This window comes from Runella sp. CRIBMP, assembly GCF_009905605.1.
In the GTDB taxonomy this organism is placed as follows: domain Bacteria; phylum Bacteroidota; class Bacteroidia; order Cytophagales; family Spirosomataceae; genus Runella.
In genome coordinates this window covers 259754-276032 of sequence record NZ_JAAAKZ010000003.1, presented here as the reverse complement: position 1 = coordinate 276032, position 16279 = coordinate 259754, and the positions used below count along the sequence as shown (strand labels likewise).

At 44.9% G+C, this 16279-nt stretch carries 15 protein-coding genes; 14 read left to right on the top strand and 1 reads right to left on the bottom strand.

Going from position 1 to position 16279, the window contains the following annotated elements; translation table 11 throughout:
- Positions 1 to 48: 48 nt before the first annotated feature.
- From GVN20_RS11110 to GVN20_RS11045, 14 genes are all read left to right on the top strand, one after another.
- A complete protein-coding gene (locus tag GVN20_RS11110) occupies positions 49 to 1074 on the top strand; it encodes a PA14 domain-containing protein (RefSeq protein WP_166558392.1) in 1026 nt (341 codons plus the stop codon).
- A 173-nt stretch (positions 1075 to 1247) separates the two neighbouring features.
- Positions 1248 to 3599: an ABC transporter permease gene (locus GVN20_RS11105; protein WP_166558391.1), complete on the top strand. Its 2352-nt coding sequence runs from the start codon at positions 1248 to 1250 to the stop codon at positions 3597 to 3599.
- A 202-nt stretch (positions 3600 to 3801) separates the two neighbouring features.
- Positions 3802 to 4104 (top strand): hypothetical protein, encoded by a 303-nt coding sequence (locus GVN20_RS11100; RefSeq protein ID WP_166558390.1) that lies wholly within the window; start codon positions 3802 to 3804, stop codon positions 4102 to 4104.
- Positions 4105 to 4108: 4 nt separating this feature from the next.
- Entirely contained in the window at positions 4109 to 4405 is a 297-nt protein-coding gene (locus GVN20_RS11095) for a hypothetical protein (protein WP_114068368.1), read from the top strand.
- A gap of 102 nt (positions 4406 to 4507) precedes the next feature.
- Entirely contained in the window at positions 4508 to 6922 is a 2415-nt protein-coding gene (locus GVN20_RS11090; protein WP_166558389.1) for an ABC transporter permease, read from the top strand.
- A gap of 150 nt (positions 6923 to 7072) precedes the next feature.
- Complete coding sequence (locus tag GVN20_RS11085) at positions 7073 to 7438, top strand: hypothetical protein (protein ID WP_166558388.1); 366 nt, start codon at positions 7073 to 7075, stop codon at positions 7436 to 7438.
- A gap of 30 nt (positions 7439 to 7468) precedes the next feature.
- Positions 7469 to 7684, top strand: a complete 216-nt coding sequence (locus GVN20_RS11080) for a protease inhibitor Kazal-type (RefSeq protein ID WP_166558387.1) — start codon at positions 7469 to 7471, stop codon at positions 7682 to 7684.
- A 201-nt stretch (positions 7685 to 7885) separates the two neighbouring features.
- Positions 7886 to 10297 carry an ABC transporter permease gene (locus tag GVN20_RS11075; RefSeq protein ID WP_166558386.1) on the top strand — a complete coding sequence of 804 codons (2412 nt, stop codon included), beginning with the start codon at positions 7886 to 7888 and terminating at the stop codon, positions 10295 to 10297.
- Between the two features lie 108 nt (positions 10298 to 10405).
- Complete coding sequence (locus GVN20_RS11070; protein WP_166558385.1) at positions 10406 to 10807, top strand: hypothetical protein; 402 nt, start codon at positions 10406 to 10408, stop codon at positions 10805 to 10807.
- 20 nt (positions 10808 to 10827) lie between these two features.
- Positions 10828 to 11292, top strand: coding sequence for a hypothetical protein (locus GVN20_RS11065; protein WP_166558384.1), 465 nt, complete (start codon positions 10828 to 10830; stop codon positions 11290 to 11292).
- 35 nt (positions 11293 to 11327) lie between these two features.
- The gene (locus GVN20_RS11060) at positions 11328 to 11921 is read left to right on the top strand and encodes a hypothetical protein (RefSeq protein WP_206023249.1); all 594 of its coding nucleotides are present in this window, start codon (positions 11328 to 11330) and stop codon (positions 11919 to 11921) included.
- Positions 11922 to 11932: 11 nt separating this feature from the next.
- Positions 11933 to 12949: a two-component regulator propeller domain-containing protein gene (locus tag GVN20_RS11055; protein ID WP_166558383.1), complete on the top strand. Its 1017-nt coding sequence runs from the start codon at positions 11933 to 11935 to the stop codon at positions 12947 to 12949.
- A gap of 42 nt (positions 12950 to 12991) precedes the next feature.
- Positions 12992 to 14098 (top strand): two-component regulator propeller domain-containing protein, encoded by a 1107-nt coding sequence (locus tag GVN20_RS11050; protein ID WP_166558382.1) that lies wholly within the window; start codon positions 12992 to 12994, stop codon positions 14096 to 14098.
- A gap of 47 nt (positions 14099 to 14145) precedes the next feature.
- Positions 14146 to 15078, top strand: coding sequence for a winged helix-turn-helix domain-containing protein (locus GVN20_RS11045; RefSeq protein WP_229599038.1), 933 nt, complete (start codon positions 14146 to 14148; stop codon positions 15076 to 15078).
- A 78-nt stretch (positions 15079 to 15156) separates the two neighbouring features.
- On the opposite strand, the gene GVN20_RS11040 is transcribed toward GVN20_RS11045, so the two are convergent.
- Positions 15157 to 16254: a chorismate mutase gene (locus tag GVN20_RS11040; RefSeq protein WP_114461747.1), complete on the bottom strand. Its 1098-nt coding sequence runs from the start codon at positions 16252 to 16254 to the stop codon at positions 15157 to 15159.
- Positions 16255 to 16279 lie beyond the last annotated feature (25 nt).

Below are 16279 nucleotides of genomic sequence, written 5' to 3'. Positions count from 1 at the left end.
TGTTATTTTCGTTTAGTCAGAACGACACGCAGCCTTTAAGAAAACAGCATGAAAACGATATTATTTTTAAGCATTGCCTTGCTGGCAATGCAAATACGAGCGCAGCATGGCTTGCAAGGAGAGTACTTCAATGGCCAAAATTTTGAACGCAAGGTATTTACCCGCGTCGATCCTCAAATCAATTTTTCGTGGCGTGGCCGCAATCCAGGCCCCAACATGGACAACAGTTATTATTCCGTACGGTGGACGGGCAAATTACATCCTCCCACTACGGGCGTGTACCAGTTTTCAGCCAAAGTAGACGATGGCGTTCGAATATGGGTCGGCGGGAAGCTAATCATGGACGCGTGGGGCTTGCACGATTCGGGCAATTTTCGGGGAAATGTAAAACTTGAAGGAGGGAAATTCTATGATTTAAAAATCGAGTACTTCAATGCAATGCTTGAAGGCGAAGTGCAAGTTTATTGGCAAATGCCCAATGCGTCGGAACCTCAACCTATCCAAACCAATTTTCTGTACAAAGCCGGAGCATCCATTCCAAAACCCGTTGTCGTCCCCGATAAACCAGAAACAGATTTGCCCCCTATTGTGGTTAAATCAACCCTGAAACCAGGCCCCAAAACCTCTAAATCACCCACTTCTTTGCCCATAAAAAGAGAGGTCAATACGCCCCCCATCAAAACCCCTGAGCTACCCAAAGCCGCTGTTGAGAAAGTTGGTTTCCCACCCGAAAAAGGGCAGCCGATGGTTCTGAACCACGTTACGTTTGAGCAAAGTAGCTATAACTTACTTCCAAGTTCTTATCCAGAATTGGATAAATTGGCTGATTATTTGAGAAAGAATCCTAGCCTGACGGTAGAAATTGTCGGCCACACCGACAACGTCGGCGACCCACGCCTCAACCTAGCGCTGTCTGAAAATCGCGCCAAAGTAGTTCGTCATTATATTATTGAAAAAGGAATTGCAGAAGGCCGAATTATGGCTCAAGGTTACGGTGGCACGCGGCCGCTCACGTCCAATGCCAACGAAACGGAACGTGCCCAAAACCGCCGCGTCGAATTGATTCTTCGATAGCTTTACAACTTCAAGTTACCACTGTCCGTAACCGCACAAGCATGTCCAAAATCGGACAAACAAACGTTTTTTCTATTCAATAAACCACTAATAATCAACACATTAATTTCTTGGTATGGGGTTTGAGCAAATAAAAGATGTAATCAGAAAAATTCATTTAGCAGTTACCCGATATGCTCTACAACTACTTCAAAATCGCCTTTCGTAATCTTCGAAAATACAAGCTGTTTTCTTTTATCAACATCTTTGGGCTGGCGTCGGGAATGATGATTTGCCTATTGGCGCTGATTGACATCAAAGGCTCCTTTGATTACGACAATTTCCATCCTCATCCCGAGCGCACGTATCGGCTATTGACAGATGTAATCAGCAAAAACAACGACCGCATGGCTTTTGCCACAGCACCGCTGCCGCTAGCCGATGTACTAAAAAAAGACTATGACTTCGTGGAAGGTGCCACGCATTTTATTCGGGCTTATGGCGAGTTTGACGACGGCCGCAAACGCCTCCAACCCATGACCTTTTGGGTAGATGCAGATTTTTTTAGGGTATTTGGTTACCCGATTATTTCAGGAACCGCGGCGACTGCGCCTCAAACGGCGGTTCTTACCAAGAGTATGGCCGAGAAGTTTTTCGGAAAAGCCAACCCAATCGGAAAAGTGATTCAATATGATGGAGCTGGGGCATTTACCGTGACTGGCATCATTGACAATACCACGCTGGGAAGGTCACACCAAAAGTTTGACATGCTGCTATCGGCCCAAAGCCTGAAAAGCGAAGCCCTAATCGACTGGAAAAATCATCAGGAAGGCTACACTTACATTCTGCTCAAGCCAGGTATAACGCAGGAGACATTCGAGAAAAGTCTAGCATCAGTGGCGGCCCGTACAACCAAAATTATTCAAAATACTAAAATTAATTCCTACCACTTCCGCGCTCAGGCGCTATCGGCCATTGCGCCCGCGCATGAAGAGTTGATACGCGGCACCTACGAACCGACCTACGGCAAATTGGCCACGGAAATGGGCGTCGGTTTACTGACCCTTTTACTGGCTGTTTTCAATTACATCAACCTTACACTGGCCCGTTCGCTGAGCCGAGCGCGGGAGGTGGGCATTCGCAAAGTAGTCGGCGGGCTGCGCTGGCAAGTGATGGCACAGTTTATGGCTGAGTCGGTGATTTTGTCTTTACTAGGATTAGCGTTGGCTTTTGTAGGGCTGAAAATGGTAGAACCCATGGTATTTGTGCAGCGTTGGCTCATCGGCGGCGTGAAATGGGGCTGGGAAACGGGTCTGTTGTTTGTGGTTTTCAGCATTGTAGCGGGCCTGTTGGCAGGATGGGTTCCTGCCCGTATTCTTTCCAATTTTGAACCCGCTCAAGTACTCCGCAGCCACACTGGCCTGAAGGTTATTCGGGGGATTTCGTTGCGAAAATCGCTGATTGTGGTGCAATTTGCGGTGTCTTTGTTAGCCATGATTACGCTGTATGTACTAGATCGTCAGCAAACCTACATGGCAGAAGGAGATTATGGTTTTGTGCGCCAACAAGTTTTGACGATTCCGCTCCTGCCCGACCAACCCTACGAAAAACTCGCCAGCGCCATCGACCAACAGGCAGGCGTAGCACACGTGGCGGCCACTTCTGCTCTTTTTGGCTCCCATCCCGATAACCAATGGGCGTATCGCCAACGCGACAAAAACGATTCAACCCTGATTGATTATTTCTCTATCAACCATGAGTTGATACCTGCTTTGGGGTTAAAGCTGTTGGCAGGAGAGAATTTAAAGCCTACCGACGCCTCTAAAAACCAGGTCATTATCAACGAAGAAGCGCTCAAAGGCTTCGGTTTGGGAACGGCCAAAGAGGCCATTGGAAAAACAATTTTACTGACCGATAACCGCGAAGTCAGTGTTGCGGGGGTGGTGAAAAATTTCAATTATGCCAGTTTTGTGTGGGCCCTAAAACCATTGATGCTTCAGTATCAACCCGCGCAATTTCGATTTTTGAATGTAACCATAACGGCAGGCTCTACTACTACCATTGCCGCCATTGAGAAAGTCTGGAAACAACTGTATCCTTACGAACCGTTTGCTGGGCAGTGGTACAACGACTACCTTCTGGATCGTCATTCTCACGACGATGATAATAATTTTCTGGGTGTTTTGACGGCCATTGCTTTTTCCATTGCCTGCATGGGTTTACTGGGGATGGTGACCTATAACACCGAAACCCGCACCAAAGAAGTGGGTATCCGGAAAGTAATGGGGGCCGCTGTTCACCAAATTATTTGGAGCCTATCCTGGGATTTTGTGCGTTTGCTGCTCATTGCGTCGGCCATTGCGATTCCGTTGGGATACCTCGCGGGCATGGCTATTTTACTCAATTTTTCGTACCATGTTTCTATCGGCATTGAAACCTTTGGCCCTTGCCTTGCGCTATTGTTTTTTATCGGTGGCCTGACCATCGGCCTTCAAACGTACCGCTCGGCCATTGCCAATCCCGTCAAAGCACTCCGTTCAGAATAATAAAACGATTATATTCTCCGCTCTATTGAATTTACACCCTTTGTCCGCTGTCCATCAACGAACAAAGGGTGTCCATATTCGGACAATTATTCATTTTTTGTCCACACACAAAACACTGTTAATCAGCCACATTTAGGGTTTGGTACAAGGTTTGAGCTATTGTAAAAACAGCCATTTTAAAATCATTATTATATTCAAACGTATGGCACACATTGCGATTCCAATTCCTTCTCAACTCGGAAAACAGGACATTGAAGTGGAGGTTTCCATCAATGGTCAACGGCAGGCGCTGCACTACCGCGTTGAGTTATTTTATTGGAATGAGTGCGGTATGCCAACCGTCGACCGCGCGGAATGCTTGCGACATATCCTTTCTAAGTATGACAAAGACTGGACGCTTTATTATATGGGTTCGCCCACAGAGCAGTTCATTCCGATTACGTTTGTTCGAAAAAAAGAGACTTTGCTGTTATCTCCTTTTTTATACTCCTTATTAAACCTTTAAACACATGGCACATATTGCAATTCCAATTCCGACCCAATTGGGGAAGCAGGACATCGAAATCGAAGTCACCATCAATGGCCAAAAACAGGCTCTGCACTATCGTGTAGAGCTTTTCTACTGGGAGGATTGCGGTATTCCGACCGTTGACAGAGCCGACTGCCTTCGTCATATTCTTTCCAAGTACGACCAAGACTGGACGCTCTATTACATCGGCGCACCGACGGATGAATTCGTACCTATTACATTCGTAAAAAAAGAAGATTTAATCAAACAACGACAAATTTTGACGGGCGCAAATTAACCCCCGTAGGGGTATATACGTCTGCCCCAAACGCCAACACACATATCAAATGGGCAGGTTTTACTTCTGCCCCCTACATTTTTTTTGTTTTAACTAACAACCATGATACGCAATTACCTCAAAATCGCTTTCCGCAACTTGTGGAAAAACAAGACCTACCTTTTTATCAATTTGATAGGCCTTTCGGTCGCTTTCGGCATCAGCACCTTATTGCTTTTGACGGCATTTGGATTATTGACTTTTGACCAATTTCACGAAGAACAAGGCGCTGTATACCGCGTTTACCAAAAAGTAATTGAGCCGCAGGGTGAACAATACGGCAACAACATGCCTCTACCCATGCGCGCCGCCCTGAAAGCAGAATACCCAGAAGTGAAACTAGCGGCACGTATTCTGACCGGAAATGCGCAATTGTTGAAAAGCGACAAGCTCATCAACGAAGTGATTATCTTCACCGACCCCGAATACTTTCAGGTTTTTGGGTATAAACTGCTGAAAGGCGACCCCAATAACGCACTGAAGGATTTAAGCAATGTAGTGTTGCGCGAAGACATTGCCAAGAATATTTTTGGAGACCAAGACCCAATGGGCAAAACCCTCACTATCAATCATGACAACAAAGAGCAATCTTTTTTGGTGACGGGCATTCTAGAAAAAGGCCCAGAAAACACCAGCATTGACAATGAAATTCTGGTTCGTATCGAAAACGTCAGTGATTATAACCTAAATAAAGACCGGTGGGACAATGTTCAACACGCGCTTTATCTTAAACTTGACGAAAAGACATCGTTGGCCGCTTTTGAAAATCGTCTGAAACCTTTCACGGCCAAATATTATAAAGGCAACATCGAGCAACTGAAAAAAGAAGGAGCCAAACCCGATGCCCGAGGCGAAATCATTAGCACCAGAATTATGGGATTGGCCGACAGCCATTTTGACACCAAAGTAGGCGGGCGCGGGCAGGCCATCAACAAAATATACCCCTATACGTTGCTCATTGTCGGTATCGTGATATTGCTGATTGCGGCCATCAACTTCATCAATTTGTCAATCGCTAAATCGTTTACCCGCGCCAAAGAAGTAGGAATGCGCAAAGCACTCGGGGCCTTTAAGTCTCAGATTGTAGGTCAGTTTTGGGGAGAAGCTTTTCTGATTTGCGTGGCCGCTTTTGGAGCAGGAATCGTCTTGGCCTATCTGTTTATCCCCCAATATAATGCCATTTTCCGCACAACCCTCTCGCTTGAAATGCTCAAAACTCCCGCCTTGATTGGCATTATTTTGTTGTGCTTTGTCCTCATTACGCTGATTGCGGGTGGTTATCCCGCTTGGGCCGTAACACGGTTTAATACGGTGGAGGTATTGAAAGGAAAAATTAAAGTAAGCGGCAGCTCAGGGGGGATTCGTAACATGCTCATTATCTTCCAGTTTACGATGTCAGTCTTGTTGATTGCGTGTACTATGATTGTCTGGACTCAAATCAAGTACCTGCGTTCCAAACCGTTAGGATTTAACACTACCCAAGTATACAGCATTCCGATTGGCCACGAAATCTCGGGCAAGCGTCTTTTGCAACATTTCCGCACTCGATTAGCTAATCAGCCGCGCATCTTGAGCATGACGGGCTCCGATGTCAATCTGGGACGCGGACAAGACGGCTCTTTTTCTAAGTCGGTCTTGAGTTTTGAACAAAATGGCAAAAGCATTAAAACCAACATGCGGACGGCAGATTATGAATACGTAAAAACCCTCGATCTGAAGCTGATTGATGGACGGGATTTTTCGGAAGCATTCGCTACCGATACCGCAGGCGCCGCCGTCATCAATGAAACAATGGCCAAACAATTGGGCGTAAAAAATCCGATTGGGGTGACGCTCAATACCGAAGAAAAACACAAAGTCATCGGCGTGGTCAAAGACTTTCATTTTGAATCGCTACACCGAGAAATTGAAGCCGTTTCCTTCTTTATGAATGGTTTTCCCATCAATTATATTTTCGTCAAAATTGCCCCCGACCACGTCGATGAGACGATTGGCTTATTGCGAAAAACCTACAACGAAGTAGCCCCCAAATCTGAATTTTTAGGTTCATTCTTGGATGAAAACACCAATAAACAATACCAAAAGGAAGAGCGCATTTCCCAGATATTTTTTAGCGCCGCTACCTTGGCCATTATTTTATCCTGCTTGGGGCTGTTTGCTATTGCCATCATGGTCATATCGCAACGCACCAAAGAAATCGGCGTGCGCAAAGTGTTGGGGGCGTCGGTCATAAGCATTATGACGCTGTTGTCGTTCGATTTTCTCAAAATGGTGGGCGTCGCCATTCTCATTGCATCGCCGGCGGCCTGGTGGCTTATGAATCAGTGGTTGTCCGATTTTGCTTACCGCACCCCAATTCAGTGGTGGGTATTTGCCCTCACGGCGCTTATCGCCATTGCGATTGCCTTTTTAACCGTTAGCTTTCAAGCCATTCGCGCGGCGCTGACCAATCCGACCACTTCTTTGCGCTCCGAATAAGGCTCAAAGAGAAATTCTACCATTCCAAGTCTTGATTTCTCAGAAGTCAGGCTTGGATTTTTTTTTATAGAAATTACCCATCGATTGGCTTTCTTTTTTCGGATTACAACTTTTTATTCACCAATTTCGTCTTAGCTAAAAACGACTAAGATGAAACCGATTACATTTCTCAACCTATTGCTGTTGGCGGTTACTTTTGGCTGTTCCTCCAAAGTTCAGCCTCAGGAAACGACGATTGCCAAGGCTAAACTGGTCAATGCACTAGCCGTTGATGGCTGCGATTGGCACTTTACCGTTGACTTGAAGGATGAAATGGTCTCTTACTTACCGAGCGACTCGTCGAAGGAAAAAGTAAATTCTATCATTCAGGCCGCCACTGCCCAGTACGGAGTGTATTCGGTAGAGGTAGAAATGAAATACACGCTTACGGGCAAAAAACAAACCGTCAAATGCGGCTGGGGAAAAACCAATGAAATGGACGAAATTGAGATTTCAGAAATACGCATAACACGCTGATGACATAGATTCAAATAATTCCAAAATCCCATGAAAAAAGTATTTGCTACCGTTTTGATTGCGGCCTTGGCAGGTTGTCAGAAAGAAGAAGTAGCCAACGAATGTGTGGAAAAACCAGACAACGGAATGGCATGTTATACCCTGTATGACCCAGTTTGTGGGTGCAACGGCAAAACTTACGGAAACTCCTGCGAAGCAGGCCGGGTAGGTATTGCCATTGTTTCAAAGGGCGAGTGTAAAAAATAATTACCACCCCCGTCAATGTAGGGGCGGCGGACCGCTTACGGCTGCCCAATTTTAAATCTGCCCCGCTTACGTCTACATGATTTTACGCAGGAAGCGGGCAGAGGCAAGCACCCCCGCCCCTATATCCTCTTTAAGGTTTTTTAACAAACCCCAAAAACGTTTTGTACGTACCTTGCAAGGCCATTTTAAACGTACAAAACCATGCTTCAAAACTACTTCAAGATCGGTTGGCGCAATCTGCGTAAAAACGGGATATTTACATTTATCAATATTTTCGGCCTTTCGGTCGGGCTGACCTTTACGCTACTGATTGGCAGTTACGTATGGAACGAATGGCAGGTCAATGCCGACTTACGGAATATTGAGAACCAGTATATTATTCAAAGCAAGTGGAAGCAGCCCAACATGGGCATAGAGATTACGTCTTTGGCGCCGTTGGCCAAAACGCTGAAAGAGCAATATCCCAATCTGATTGAAAATTATTACCGCTTTGACGGGGTTTCCACCACGGTTTCCAAAGGCGACAAACATTTCAGGGAAGATATTCAAATCGGGGATTCTACACTGCTGACCATGTACGGGATTCCGCTCATGCACGGAGATGCCCGCACGGCGCTAAATCAGCCCAACTCAGTCGTTCTGTCAGAAAAAATGGCCCTCAAATACTTTGGAAAAACAGATATTGTTGGACAAACCATTCAAATAGAGTCGTTTACAAGAGAGCGAAAAAATTTTATGGTTACGGCGGTACTTGCCCCGATTTCCTTCAACTCCATCACCCATTATGTTAGTACAGAAATTCCAGTGTTGCTGCCGATGAGCAGTCTGGCATTTTTTGGCCGCGATGCCGCCATGACGGTTTGGGACAACGCCTACGTCGTCAATTATATCGAACTAAAAAAAGGCATACGCCCCGTTGATTTACAAAAGCCCATTAGGCAACTCATCTCAACCCATGCTTCGGCCCAAATCAGAGACAACCTTGAAGTGATGCTCAAACCTTTGAGTACGCTGCACCGTGAAAACAATAATGGCTTAATCAACAAAACACTTCTTACACTCAGCTTAGTGGCTCTATTCATTGTGTTTATGGCAGTGGTTAACTTTGTCAACATTTCCATCGGCAGTTCTTCAGGACGTTTAAAAGAAATCGGCATCCGGAAAGTATTGGGCAGCAAAAAGGGGCAAATGATTGGGCAATTTTTGACCGAATCAATCCTGATTGCGTCTTTTAGCACGCTTTTTTCATTGGTTTTATACGAAGTTTCGCGAACTTATTTTGCCGAAATTCTTGGCAAAGAACTACGCTCTATCTTTAGCGCTCTTCCGTTTTTTGTGGTCAGCGCGGCATTTTTGGGCGTTTTGGTTGGGCTGGTGGCTGGAGCCTATCCAGCATTTGTGCTGTCGGCGTTGCCTTCCATTGATTCCATGAAGGGGAAATTAAAAACCGTCAACCAAAAAAGCAGTTTGCGCTATTCGTTAATGACGGGGCAGTTTGCCATCGCGCTGTTTGTGTTTGGGGCGGCTGTGGTCATTGCCCGCCAAGTCAACTATTTCTTCGAAAAAGACTTAGGTTATTCCAAAGAATCCATCGTTTGGGCACCCGTTCCGCGCGACTGGTCGGTGAAGGGCGTTGAAAAAATGGAAACCATTCGCAAAGAAATGACGCGCCTGCCCGACGTGCGCGAAGTCAGCCTTTCGTTTGAAATTCCAAACGGAAAAACGGGATTTCAAACGGGCCTTTTCCGTGCGGGGCAGGACTCCACACAAGCGATCTTTGTCCCGGTTTTACAAACGGATGAACATTACGCACGTACTTACCAAATCCCCGTACGCAATGGCGTATTTTTTCAGAAAGCCCCACAGGCTGTAGCCCCCAACCTCATTGTGCTAAACGCTAAAGCGGCCAAGATGCTCAACTTTGCCACAGCGGCGGCGGCAATCGGACAGCAAGTGAGGTTGCAGAGTTTCCCACAAACTTTTACCGTAGCGGGAGTAACCGATGATTTCCATTTTGACTCCATGCGTCAAAGCATTGGTCCTCTGGCGTTTATCCACCTAAACACGCTCAACAACTACCGTTTTCTTTCCTTTAAAATTCAATCAACATCCTTAAATAAATCGGTTGCAGCACTCGAAAAAAAGTGGAATGAGCTCCTACCAGGAGCGCCGTTTGAGTTTACTTTTTTGGATGAAATGCTTCAGAATTTGTACCAATCAGAAGTACGACTCAAAAAAGCGGCACAATTGGCCACCGTTTTGGCAATGATCATTGTCTTATTGGGGGTTATCGGGATGGTGTCGTTGAGCGTAGCGCGGCGTACCAAAGAATTGGGTATTCGCAAGGTATTGGGAGCTTCGGGCGCGGGGTTGGTGCTGCTGTTTTTGAAGGAATTTTTGATTGTCATCGGCATTGCTGCTTTCATTTCTTTTCCATTGCTACAAATGGCCATGAACCAATGGCTTCAAAACTACGCTTACCGCATTGAGGTGAGTTGGCTTTCGTTTGCCGCTGTTGTTCTAAGTTTTGGAATTATGATCGTTTGTTTGGTTGGTTTTCAGACGTTTAAAGCCGCTTTAATGAACCCAACCCAGTCGTTACGCTCCGAATAACAAACTTTTACATTTCGTTTACATTCTTTTACGGGCGTTTTTCTTTTTGTTGGTTTTGGTCTCCTACTTTTGCTTACATCATAGTAGAGCCAAAAACAACCAAAAACAATGAAAACAGTTAAAACACTAATGGGAGGTCTCTTGTTTTGTGGCCTCGCACTCGTAAGCCACGGTCAGCAAGTTTGTTCCGCCGCTTTTTTAGACAATAAAATGGTCGTGGATGAATACACCCCTAAGGGCAAATGCAGTTTACCCTTAACTGCCAGAGGCGAGCTGACGGTAGCAACAGCCGAGCTATCTTCTAATGAAAGTAAAGCCGTTGATAGCGTCCCCTTCAAAATTGCCATCCGTGACGAAAACACGCGAACGCTGACGATGTATTCTGGCGACGATTTCCGAAAAATTGAAATTCAAAAGGTATTGGCAAAATGCAAAAAGGGGGATTCTATCGTGCTGCTTACTTTAGAAAAACAATATGCGTTGCCGCACAATGAGATTCTAATCAAGTAATTATTTAAACTACCAAAACCATGAGATACACTAACACCTACCGACTAACCATTGTCCTGATTTTATTCATGGTTGGCACTACTACCTTCTCCAAAGGCGGAGAAAACTACTTTTATGGTAACCCTTTGGTACTGAACGGCAAACCATTAGATTATCAAACTTTTTGGAAAGGAAGTAAAGGCCTATTGGCATTGGTCAAAGGAAATCCCAATTCGGCAGACGCTACCAGAGTTCCATTTAAAATTTATCTCAAACACGAAGGCCAGGTGGTCAACAAGGGTTTATCTTCTGATTCACGAGAATTGTACGAAGTAGAGGTCGCCCACGTTTTGGCATTGGCGCGTTTTGGCGATGAGCTGGTCATCGAGCCCGCTCTAAAAAGTGATATAAAGGCCAAACGGGTTATTAAACTGGCAAAAATCGACCTAATGTACATGATTTTGGGCCCGTTGTTGGCAAAACAAAAAGGCGGAGACGGGTGCTAAATTCTCTTTTATCATTTTGGAAGAAATGAACAGCCATGAAATTTAAACCTGTAAAAAACATAAAAAAAATCATTTATGCGCTGCTATTACCGCTGGTTGTGGTAAGCGGAGCGGTATTTGCTAATCGCGAAATCAAAAATGAAACTTCTAAAAAATCAATCCCAAAGCCGTCGGGCGGCGTTCCGTCGGGCGGCGTTCCTCTCTCTACTGCTGAAAGGAACGCCGCATTGAAAAAATGGGAGGCTACCCCTGATGGTGTAATGTTCAAAAAATGGGAAGCGTCTCCCGCAGGTAAAAAAGTGTATGCAGGTGAAGCTAAAATAAGAAAGCATATAAGTGCTTTTACCAATATGGAGGCTGTTGTAACCTCTCTTTCTCTCCCACTGGGCTCAAGATTAGGTTTCGGAGTGATGGTAAGGATTAATGGTGACGATTATATTGTAAAATTTGAGCCAGAAAAGTCTCAACTTGAGCAATTGCAGAGCCTGAAAGTTAACGACAAAATAATTATAAGAAGCCATAGCGTATCGCACGCGCCCAAGTATGCCTATCCAATAGTATCGGGCGAATATGTAGAGCGAGATGGTAAAATAATTTTTAAACGTGCACCTCGCAAAGGCGGTTGCTAAGTAACTAAATTATGAAATACGCACACGTGTATGCTTTGTTCTTGATGTTTGTCTTTCACACATCCTATGGACAAGACCAAACAAACACATCAAAAGATAATATCAAGTCTGAAATCACAGACACACTCACTTCTAACATTTGGGATATCGAGCAAGATAGAAATGGGAATATTTGGTTTGCAGCGAGCGATGGTGTTTTTCGATACGATCCCAGACGGGCAGATGGAAAATCGTTTACCAAAATCACAGGCCAACTGGTCTCAGAGCCTTTTTTTTCTGTTTTTGAAGATAGTAAGGGAAATTTTTGGTTCGGCACGTATGGCTCAGGTGTTTTTTATTACGATCCCAGACGGACAGATGGAAAATCCTTTCAACATTTTACAACAACAGACGGACTTGCCGATAACTCTGTTATGCCTATTTATGAAGATAAAGCCGGCATTATTTGGCTTGGCACTGCAGGTGGTGTAAGCCGCTATGATCCCAGACGGGCAGATGGTAAATCGTTTCGAAATTTTACAACTGCGGATGGACTGTCAAATAATGATGTTCACGCTATTGTTGAAGACAAAACAGGCAAAATTTGGTTTGGATCACGGGGTGATATTTCCATTTATGATGGAAAATCATTTACCACTCTCACCGATAAAAACGGCAAAACTTTCAGTAACGTATGGTCTATGATTAAAGACAAAAAAGACAATATCTGGTTCGGCGCCGATGGTCTTTGGCGCTATGACGGCAGCTCCTTTAGCCAAATCGATGAGGTTGGTGCGGGTGTTATAATCGAAGATAAAAAGGGAAACGTTTTGACTAGTATAGGTGGGCCTATTTTCCGTTATGATGAACAGTCATTGTCTGATAAAAAGCCACATGTAACAGTAATAAAGACAAAATATGAAGGGCCTAGGAATCTACCTTTTGGGATGTTATGGGCTAATGATGGAAGTATTTGGATTGGAGCTGACCGTTATCGTTATGATGGAAAGACCCTAACGGACTTTAAAAGTGCAGCCGGTCAGAAATAAGTACTTTTTACGAACATTTTTACAGCCGAAAAACAGAGAAAAATGACAAAATATAAGTTTCACCATCCAATTTACCTCTGGCTTTTAGTGGGGTTGATTATAAATTCCTGCAATGGTCAGCCAAAGGAGACGACTAAGGAATCAAAACCAAGCCCAACAGTTATCAAAAACTTTAAGGCAGTTGGCTTGGCTCCCGATTTTGACACTACCTTAGTCAGTCAATACTTCCGAAGTATTTTTCAGGATTCGAAAGGAAATTTATGGTTTGGTACCATCGCAGAAGGCGTTGTGAGGTATGACGAAAAAACGTTGACCTACTTTTCCAACCCTGATGGTTTTATCAACAACACTGTTTATGCTATCAATGAAGATAAAGATGGTAATATGTGGTTTGGTACCGACCAAGGCGTGTACAGGTATAACGGAAAAACCTTTAAAAATTATAGTCAAAAGGATGGGCTAAACCATCTGGATATAAGTCGTAAAAGCATCCTTGTTGACAAATCGGGCAATATTTGGGTAGGCACACATGGCGGCGTTTACCGATATGACCCAGCGGCTGATAGCAAGGGCGATAAATGTTTTTCTCTGGTTAAGCAACTGCCCATAATGAACGTGGCAGGCATCATGGAAGACAAAAGTGGAAACATTTGGTTTGCGTCTTCGGACAAAGGCGTCTTTCGTTATGACCCCACACAGGCAGAAGGTAAAGCCGTTACTAATTTGGCTGAAAAGGAAGGATTGGGCGAAAACTACGCAGGAGGCATAGCGCAGGATAAAGCCGGCAATATGTGGTTTACCATGAAAAACGGCATTTGCAAGTATGATCCCAGACGGGCAGTTGGAAAAACGTTCACTGACTACACCGCCAAAGACGGCTTAGGCGGAACGGAGTTTTGGGGACTCATTATAGAACAATCAGGCATTATTTGGATTACCGCCCGAGGTGCCACTACGAGATTTGACCCTTCCGTTCCTTTACCCAATCCAAAAGCATTTACAGTATTTACACCTGCCGACGGCTTAAACTGTTGTGTTCAAAGTATGTATCAGGACAAGTCAGGAAATATATGGTGGGGTACGGGGCAAGGACTCTATCGATTTGATGGCAAGCGCTTTTATCAGGTTAAAAAGAAAGGGCCTTGGTAGTATAGACGGAATTATAAGCTATTTCTGCTAAATTTGATAAAGAACTTATGGAAATCATGGTAGGGAAATTGGCAATCGTGGCTTCGTTTTTAGCAATCAGCTTACTGTTTGGGCAGTTTGCCTGGATATCTCCTGACACTGATGCCACAAACTCGCAACGATTTGAAGAAAAGACGAACCTCGCGCTTCGCCGCACAGGCCACCGCCTGTTGTTGGCAAGCGGCGATTCCACTTCCCGCATCCCAGCGGTTAGGAAATTAGATGATGACACGTATGTACTTCAATTGAGCAAATCGTTCGATTACAATCAGTTACCTTCTTTATTGCAGGAATCATTCGACCTTCATGGCATCAAAAACAATTACGATGTAGCAGTCATGGACTGCAAAACCAACGAATTGCAATTGGGCTACAATTTTCTGGATTATTCCAAAAGTAAGGAAGTTGCCTGCATCGGGCGCGACCAAGTCATAGATTGTTATAATGTGAAAATAACTTTCTTGGCTACCGCAAACAACCCTAAATCCAACCCTGTTTGGTGGACGTTGGGGTTGGGAATTGCCTTTATTGGCGTTTCGTATGTTGTACTTTCTCGAAGAAAAACGCCCCTCGCTCCGCTTATTGAGACACCTGATGAAAAGCCCATTGAAAATTCTAACCGAATTCGTTTCGGTGAATCAAGCATGGACTTGGACAATCAAATGTTGTATACTTCCCATACAAAACACAATCTTACTTTCCGAGAAGCCAAATTGCTGCACTTGTTCATCAAGCACCAGAATCAAGTCTTAGAACGAGATTTCATTCTTAAATCCGTTTGGGAAGATGAAGGCGTTACGGTAGGACGCAGCATTGATGTCTTTGTTTCCCGTCTGCGCAAGTTGCTTCAGGAAGATACTTCGCTAAAAATCGCGGCGGTGCATGGAGTTGGGTACCGACTGGAAGTCAACAACGGCAACCCCGCCCTCAAAAAAACGTAATTCTAATTTTTCTATAAAATAAAAAAGGCCGCCCAATTGGAGCGGCCTCGTGGTATGGCAATCATGCCTAAGCTGAAGTTAAGCAGCTGGCGTAGTGTTCATTACTTCTGTTTGCTTACGGATGGAAGCCATGTGAATCAGTTCAAACAGCTCTTCCACAAAATCGGGGTACAAATTCATTTGTTTACCCAAATCGGCGCGGTTTTTACGAAGTTGTCTCCAACGATCCATTTGTAAAACGGCCACGTTGTTATCACGTTTGTATTCACCCAATTGCTCCACCAACGACATACGCGTGCCCAAAATCTCTAACAATTCACGGTCAAGATTATCGAGTTTACTGCGCAGTTGTTCCAACTGATTGATATAATCTGTGCCGTACTCAGGCTTACGCACGTGCAGTTCATGCAGCATTTCGCCCAAGGCAGCTGGCGTCAATTGCTGAGCCGCATCCGACCACGCTTTGTCTGGGTTGCAGTGTGACTCAATGATGAGACCATCGTAGTTTAAATCTAACGCCCGTTGAGCGATTTCGAACAAATACGCACGTTTTCCAGCCATGTGGCTAGGGTCGCCAATCATCGGCAACTCTGGAAACATCGTTTTGAGTTCGATGGCAATATTCCACATGGGAGAGTTGCGGTATTTTGTTTCCTGTGCATTGGAGAAACCACGGTGAATGGCCCCGAGTTTTTTGATGCCCGCACGGTTAATACGCTCAAATGCTCCAATCCACAATGCCAAATCTGGATTGACCGGGTTTTTGATCAACACTGGCACATCTACCCCTTGCAACGCATCCGCCAAATCTTGCACATTGAACGGGTTAACGGTGGTACGGGCTCCAATCCATAAAATATCGATTCCGTATTTAAGGGCCAGTTCAACGTGCTGAGGAGTAGCTACTTCAACGGCAATCGGCAAACCAGTTTCTTTTTTTACGGCAGCAAGCCAAGGCAATGCAGCCTCGCCCATTCCTTCAAAGCTTCCTGGACGGGTACGCGGTTTCCACACGCCCGCGCGCAGTACGTTAGCATATCCTAACGCTTTAATCTGGGTCGCGGTTTCCCAAACCTGCTCTTCTGTTTCGGCACTGCATGGGCCTGCAATGACGAGTGGTTTCCCTCCCGTATCAACCCACGAACTCATCGGTAAAATTTCTAAGGTGGCACTCATAATCGAGAAAAATTAAAAAAATTAA